Origin of the sequence: Flavobacterium caeni (assembly GCF_900101895.1) — a bacterium.
GTDB lineage: Bacteria > Bacteroidota > Bacteroidia > Flavobacteriales > Flavobacteriaceae > Flavobacterium > Flavobacterium caeni.
The window spans coordinates 65,986-72,039 of sequence record NZ_FMVF01000016.1; the positions used below are offsets into that span (position 1 = coordinate 65,986).

Below are 6,054 nucleotides of genomic sequence, written 5' to 3' on the forward strand. Positions count from 1 at the left end.
TTATGCAGTAAAAATAGCCCTTTGCATTTGTGCAATACAGATAAAAGCTTACACCATTGCCACCGGGGTAAGCCGTGCGAGGTAGTCGTAATGGTCGCCTTCGAGCACCAAATCGCATTGCAATCCGTTGGCGTTGGCGGCCGTTTGCAAGGTATTAAAATCGAGATAAAGCCAATCGAAGGGCGTTTCCTGCAGGCCTTTGTAGGTCAAATGAAACGTAAGTTCGCCGTAATAATCGCGCGACGTGTCAATCCAATGGCCGCCGTCTTCGTCTTGGTCAAACATGTAAATGATGTCGGAACTGTCAATAAGGATCTGGCCGCCTGGCGCGAGCAGGGACTTTAGTTTTTGCAGATACCGCGTGATGTTGGCATACCGGCCAAAAATTCCCGTTCCGTTCATGAGCAACAAAAGCGTGTCAAATTTTCCGTCGAAATCGAGTACATCGGCGACGGTCGCTTTGGGCAGTCCGCGCAATTGGCAGGCCTTGATGGCGCTGGGCGAAATATCGATCGGGGTGACATCCAAACCGTTTTGCTCGAGGTACAGACTGTGGCTGCCCGCCCCGCATCCAACGTCGAGTATTTTTCCATGGGCGAGCGTCAGCGCTTTTTGTTCGATTTTGGGCATGTCTTCAAAAGATCGGAACAAATATGCGACCGACATTTCATCGGGTTCAGAAATCGATGTTTCGGTAATCAAATCTTGCGGATCGTTGCCCGTTTGATAATCGAGAATGGCTTGTCCGAAAAGATCCTTCATAGGGTGTGGATTTGGTTATTTGTGGATTCGGTTATTTGTTTCGTAAATTTGCGGCATCGGTTTTCAAATCAACACCCGAGGCCGTAAGGCCGAACTGAACGAAGTTAAATTGACAAATCCACAAATTGACATACTCGGTCGGTTGGCCAAAGATAAGCATCCCGAGAACAAAAAGTACTTCGACAAACTCAAAAAGAAGACGCCCAAGAACCTCGATTATGTGATGCAGGAATTGCACGACCAGGAGTTTCGGCGTACCGATTGTTTGCAGTGCGCCAATTGCTGCAAGACAACGGGGCCTTTGTTTACGGCGGCCGATATCGAACGCATCGCCAAACACTTCCGGCAAAAACCGCAACAATTCATCGACCAGTATTTGCGTATCGACGAGGACAACGATTATGTCTTGCAAAGCGTGCCGTGTACGTTTCTCGATGCCGATAACTATTGCATGATTTACGACGTGCGTCCCAAGGCGTGCCGCGAGTTTCCGCACACCGACCGCAAAAAGTTTCAGCAAATCGCAAACCTCACGCTAAAGAACGTGGCGATTTGCCCTGCGGCATACAACATTGTCGAAGAGATGAAAAAACGGTTGCCGCTCTAGCGTTGGGCCACTTCGCGCCGTTGCCCGACCAAAACGGGCCGGGTTCTCTTTGCCGAGCATAGACTTTATCCGTGCAACAACACCCGACTACCAAAATCCCTGCGATTTCTTGAAATGGAGGTTACACCAATTGTTTAGGTGTTAATATTTGATTTTCAAATGGTTCGTGTGCAATTTCAATCCCAAAAGGTTAAATAGCTTAGTGATTTTTGGCACAAAATATTTTTTTGTCACCACAAAAGGTGTGACATTTTGATAATAAATGTTATTATGTCACACAAAAACCTGTTACATTCTGACAATAAATGCTATTATGTCACACATAAATCTGTGACATTTTCACATAAAATATCATTTAGTCACACCTGAGAGAATTGTATAGAAATTACAGGAGAATATTGCGATTCAGTTTTAGATCATACAAAATACTTTGAGGGAAGTATGGAGATTTTAAAAAGGAGGAAATTTATACTTTGTTGAAAGTTTTGGTCGCGAGGTTTGTTGGATGCGCCCGGGCAATTAGGGTAACGTTCTTTGTTTTTGCGCTGGAGCGGAAATGGGAGCAGGGTTCTCACGTTAAGATAAAACTTTCTTCGTGAAAAACGAACGTTCAACTTACCGAAATCTCGGCAATGTCGATGAAACGGCGGTTAGCCGTTCGGTTCCTACACTTTGATATGTCCCCAATTTTCTCCGCTTTTTATTCTACAGACTTGCATTTCGCTTATCCCAAATTGTTTCGCCAACATTTTGATTCGCGTTTTTCTTTCCGGATCATTAAGCAATTTTTTCAAGTGTATAACTTTTGTAGAGGTAAGTTTTCTGCCGTCAGCTTTAATTCTGTATTCACGAACCTTGGCTCCAATGTTCATTACATTCGGATTTTTCATGCGATGTTCTTTCGCTTCTTGCGCTGTTGCCCATTTTAGATTTGTGACGATGTCATTATCGCGGGAATAATCCAAGTGAATTACATGCACGCATTCTTCAGAAGGCCTTGGCAAAAAGAGTTCAGCAACAAGTTTGTATACAAAAAGAGTTTTGCCGACGGTCTTTCCTTTTTTGTTTTTAATATTGAAACGCAACGTTTTGTAACCGCTGGCGTTGCCTCCATTTAGCAATTTGCCGTCTTCGATAGTATTCTCAAAACTGATAATTCTTCCTCGGTTGGATATTGCATAACGATTTTGCAATGAAAATTTTGTTTCGACTTCTCGAAATTCTTCGTTCGGATAAAATCTGATCATCTTGTTGTGGTATTTAAGATGACCAAATTTAGCTAAAATTTCTCTAACCGCAACGTCGCTCGGAACTGACGGCTAACTACTCCGTAGGCACCAAAAAACTATCCGGATAAATCAAGTATTTTTTACGCATTTCCCTAAAATGATCGAGCCCCGGTTTCCAGGTCGCGCGGATGTCGTCTTCGCTCATCCCGCTTTCGATTTGCTGGCGCAGTTTCTTGGTGCCCGCCAGATTCGTAAAATAATTGTTGAAGAATTTTTCGGGCTGTTCGGTTTCGCGGTACGCCTCGAGCAACCATTTGAGTTCGATGCGGTTTAGTTTGGGGTACTGCGACAAATCTTCGCCGCAACAAATCTTGCCGTTCTGCGGCGGTTCTTTCGAGCCCGCGTTGGGTGATGGGACAAAACTCCAATGGAATTTGGTCAAAAATGGCGATCCATAAATCTGGAATTGCTTGTCGGTACCGCGACCGATGCTCACGTTGGTGCCCTCAAAAAAGCAAAGGCTCGGATACAGGTTGATCGATTGGTCGTTGGGTAAATTCGGCGACGGGCGCACGGGCAAGCTGTAAGGCATCTCCCGACGGTAGTTCTCACACGGCACGATCTTTACTTTGCACTGGATGCCATCCTTGAGCCATTTTTCGCCGTTGATCATCAGCGCATATTCGCCTATGGTCATCCCGTGCAACACCGGAATTTCGTGCATCCCCACAAAACTCGTGAATTCCTTTTCGAGCGTAGGGCCGTCGACCATGTTCCCGTTCGGGTTGGGGCGGTCCAGGATGATGAGTTCGATGTCGTTTTCGGCGCAGGCTTCCATCACATAATGCAGCGACGATATATAGGTGTAAAAACGCGTGCCCACGTCCTGCAAGTCAAACAGCAGCACCTCGATGCCTTCGAGCTGTTCGGGCGATGGTTTTTTGCTGTTGCCGTAAAGCGAAATGATGGGCAGTCCGGTCTTGACGTCCTTGCCGTCTACAATCGTTTCGCCATCGGCCCCTTCGCCGCGAAAACCGTGTTCGGGCGCATAAATCTTGACCAGATCGATCTTGGTGTTGAACACAATGTAGTCGACAATGTGCGTGGTCACGGCCTTGACGCCTTCTTTTTGCGACACCGAATCCTTGATCAGGTAGTGCGCGTCGTAGGTGATTTGCCCGCTCGGATTGGTCAAGATGCCCGCCTTTTTGTTCCTGAGCAACCCCAGATAACTCGGCATGTTGTCGGCACCGGTCATGAATTTGGTCGATTTGACCTTGCTTTTAACCATCGTGAGCGCGGGTACCGAATAGCTGGCCGGTGCCGCCGTCTTACACGAAGCCAGCAACGTCAAGGCGGTCAGCGAAAAGAAGATGCGAAAAAAGCCCAAAAAACGAGGTGGTGCCAAAGTCATGTCCGAATTCATAAATCAATCCCTAATATTTGTCGGCAATTCCGTAAAAATCCTGATGAAAACCGTATTTTTGGAGTCGCCCAAAATGGGTCCTACTAAAAAACGACACTTGAACCCGGAATATTTTATAGCCAAAAGACTCGTTGCTGCCAAAGGCCGTAAAAGTAACATTTCTGCGCCAATTATAAAAATCGCGATAGCCGCCATAGCGATCGGCATGGTCATGATGATCATTTCGGTGGCCACGGGCATCGGCCTGCAGCAAAAAATCCGGGAGAAAGTTTCGGCCTTTAACGGGCACATCATCATCTCGAATTACGACGACAACGAATCGCAGGTGAGCGTCACGCCCATTTCGATCGATCAACCGTTTTATCCCAAGTTCAAATCGGTGCAAGGCATCCGTCACATCCAGGCCGTCGCGAGCAAGGCAGGCATCATCAGGACGGCCGATGCGTTCGAAGGTATTATTTTTAAAGGCGTAGGCAAGGACTACGATTGGGAGAGCATCAAAGAATACCTTGTCGATGGCGGGCTGCCGCAGTTGTCCGAAGCTATTTCGCCAGAAGTGCTCATCTCGCAATACCTCGCCAACCGGCTCAAACTAAAGGTAGGCGACCGCTTCAACACCTTCTTTATGAAAGAAGACAACACCAAGTTGCCCAATTTGCGTGTGTTTAAGATTGCGGGGATTTACAATTCGGGGTTTCAGGAGTTCGATGCGGCCTATATTATTGGCGACATACGCCATGTGCAACGCATCAACAAATGGCAGCCCGACCAAATTGGCGGGTTCGAGGTTTTTGTCGACGACTTTACAAAAATAGCACAACGCGGCGAAGCCGTCTACCAGGAAACAGGCTCTACGCTCGACACCCAAACCATAGTCGAGAAATACTATTATATATTCGAGTGGTTGCAATTGTTCGATTTCAACATCCTCATCATCCTGGTCGTCATGATTGCCGTGGCCACCATCAACATGGTTGTGGCGTTGCTGGTACTCATCCTCGAACGCACCCAAATGATCGGCGTGCTCAAGGCCATCGGTGCCAACAACTGGCTGGTGCGCAAGGTGTTTTTGTACAATGCGCTCTATTTGATCCTGCGCGGTTTGTTTTGGGGTAACTTCATTGGCATTGGGCTCGTGCTCATCCAGCAATATACGGGCATCATCCACCTGAACCCAGAGAGTTACTACGTTAACGAGGCGCCCGTATACCTCAATTGGTTTTATATCGTGGCGCTCAACATCGGTACAATCGTTGTTTGTTTGCTGGTGTTGTTGATCCCTTCCTACATCATCACCAAGATTTCCCCGATTCGCGCCATCCGTTTCGATTGATTTTGGGCGTGCCGGCGCTACAACAGTCGTCTTTAATGTAAGATTGCAGTGGCGCCGTCAGGCTTTCGCGACTCGCTTTTGCCGCTGCGCAGGCAAAGAGCTCAAACAAACGCTCAATCCTTCACGCGGGTTTCGTTGTTTTTTTCAAAAGTTTTTTAGCGTCAAAATCCCAATCTTCAGGCGGTTAAAAAAGCGTTAAGAAAACTTTATCATTTTTCGGGCCAAAAAAATTTGCAGAAGTCAAAATCCGCCTTACCTTTGCCGTCCGCAAAAACAGGTAATGCTGCTTGCAAACGCAAAAGTTCTTTGTAAAATACTGGAAATAAGGGTCAAGAAAATAAAATTCAAAATTATTTTTCAAAACACTTGTTTGGTAAAAAAGAAGTCGTACTTTTGCACCCGCTTTGGTAACGAAGCGGAAACAAAGAGAAGACACGTTCATAGACATATTGGATTGACAACAAAAAAAGAGTAAGGGGATTTAAGATCCCCGCATGCTAGAATAAGATATCGTAAGATTAATACAATATACGATGAAGAGTTTGATCCTGGCTCAGGATGAACGCTAGCGGCAGGCTTAACACATGCAAGTCGAGGGGTAGAGATAGCTTGCTATCTTGAGACCGGCGCACGGGTGCGTAACGCGTATGCAACCTACCTTGAACAGGGGGATAGCCCAGAGAAATTTGGATTAATA

Annotated in this window: 5 protein-coding genes and 1 rRNA gene; 3 read left to right on the forward strand and 3 right to left on the reverse strand. The window is 46.5% G+C overall.

The window, feature by feature from the left end; translation table 11 throughout:
* Positions 1–48: 48 nt before the first annotated feature.
* Positions 49–762 (reverse strand): class I SAM-dependent methyltransferase, encoded by a 714-nt coding sequence (locus tag BLP55_RS14025; protein ID WP_091145780.1) that lies wholly within the window; start codon positions 760–762, stop codon positions 49–51.
* Positions 763–904: 142 nt separating this feature from the next.
* On the opposite strand from BLP55_RS14025, the gene BLP55_RS14030 reads away from it, so the two are divergent.
* A complete protein-coding gene (locus tag BLP55_RS14030; protein ID WP_394331930.1) occupies positions 905–1,369 on the forward strand; it encodes a YkgJ family cysteine cluster protein in 465 nt (154 codons plus the stop codon).
* A 665-nt stretch (positions 1,370–2,034) separates the two neighbouring features.
* Here BLP55_RS14030 and BLP55_RS14035 read toward each other — a convergent pair.
* Entirely contained in the window at positions 2,035–2,616 is a 582-nt protein-coding gene (locus BLP55_RS14035) for an NUMOD4 domain-containing protein (protein ID WP_091145785.1), read from the reverse strand.
* Positions 2,617–2,692: 76 nt separating this feature from the next.
* Positions 2,693–3,889: an exo-beta-N-acetylmuramidase NamZ family protein gene (locus tag BLP55_RS14040; RefSeq protein WP_449403951.1), complete on the reverse strand. Its 1,197-nt coding sequence runs from the start codon at positions 3,887–3,889 to the stop codon at positions 2,693–2,695.
* Positions 3,890–4,121: 232 nt separating this feature from the next.
* On the opposite strand from BLP55_RS14040, the gene BLP55_RS14045 reads away from it, so the two are divergent.
* Positions 4,122–5,357, forward strand: a complete 1,236-nt coding sequence (locus BLP55_RS14045) for an ABC transporter permease (protein ID WP_091145806.1) — start codon at positions 4,122–4,124, stop codon at positions 5,355–5,357.
* 530 nt (positions 5,358–5,887) lie between these two features.
* Positions 5,888–6,054, forward strand: a 16S ribosomal RNA gene (locus BLP55_RS14055); the annotation flags it as partial.